Here is a 1,054-nt window from a genome sequence, read left to right as displayed (position 1 = left end):
CCCCCCGCCCCCCCGCCTCTCGAGCCGATAGGCGGCCGCTGCGCGCTGAAGCTGACGCCAGACCTTGCCGGCGCCGCAGGCCTACATGAAGAAGCGATCCGTGATTCAATCTATTGATCTATATCAGCACTGTCTGTGGATTGAAGAGTGTATTGTTTTTAATGAGGGAATTGAGTTCGATATGACTTCGAACGCAACCTGAACTTAACCCATTTCCATGGAGCGCGCCATGGCCAACTCACTTGCCGTATGGCATGCCGATCACATCAATTTCGCTCGGCTGCTCGACCTTTTGGAAGAGCAGGTAGACATCTTTCACCGAGGAGAGCGGCCGAATTACAATTTGATGGGGACTATCGTCTATTACATGCGGAGTTTTGGCGATTGCGTTCACCATCCTCGCGAGGATGTCGCGTATGCACGGCTTATTGAGCGAGATCCCGGGATGCAGGTTGTGGTTAACCGGCTTCTGCAAGAGCATCGTGTGATTGCCAATGTGGGCGAAGCGCTTTTAAACCGCCTTAATGAAGCCGAGGGAGATGTTATAAGTTCGTGCGCGGCTCTGGAGGCAGCCGCAGCCATGTACCTTGTGTACTACCGAAATCATCTCTCGACTGAGGAGCGACACGTAATGCCGCGCGCTGCTCAGTTGTTGACACAAGAGGATTGGGCGGCCGTTGCCGCCTCCGTTCCGGCGAGCTCCGATCCGCTCTTCGGGGGAAATGTACAAGAGCGTTTCGCGAAGCTACACAAGCAAATCTGTGAGGAGAGACTTTCCAGCCAGGACTAGGACCAGGCACATTGGCATTGCGCCCCCCTGACTGACCACCGCTATCTGGATGGCTTCGGCGTAAGTACCCCCCACAGGGATCGGGGGCTTGGTATAGCGCGATAAGTACCAAGCTATGTACGCCGCCTTTTTTGCCGGCTGCCGACGGGCGCGGCTGGATGCACCTGCGGCCAAGCCGGTCAACGAAGAACCGAGTAAATGCAAGGAATTGAAAGCAAAAGAACCGCCCAATTGTTATTCCCCCCAACCTGACATACATAGTTC

At 55.1% G+C, this 1,054-nt stretch carries 1 protein-coding gene; it reads left to right on the top strand.

What is annotated here, in order from left to right; all coding sequences use genetic code 11:
- Nucleotides 1-229 precede the first annotated feature (229 nt).
- Nucleotides 230-790: a hemerythrin domain-containing protein gene (locus CF70_RS08505; RefSeq protein ID WP_035863033.1), complete on the top strand. Its 561-nt coding sequence runs from the start codon at nucleotides 230-232 to the stop codon at nucleotides 788-790.
- Nucleotides 791-1,054: the final 264 nt, after the last annotated feature.

The sequence above is a fragment of the Cupriavidus sp. SK-3 genome (genome assembly GCF_000611145.1).
GTDB lineage: Bacteria > Pseudomonadota > Gammaproteobacteria > Burkholderiales > Burkholderiaceae > Cupriavidus.
The sequence above is the reverse complement of the archived record's forward strand: the minus strand, read 5'-3'. Positions and strand labels throughout refer to the sequence as shown.

What these genes read in the sequence shown, in the direction of transcription:
- CF70_RS08505 (WP_035863033.1), top strand. Translation starts at nt 230, where the DNA reads ATGGCCAACTCACTTGCCGTATGGCATGCCGATCACATCAATTTCGCT.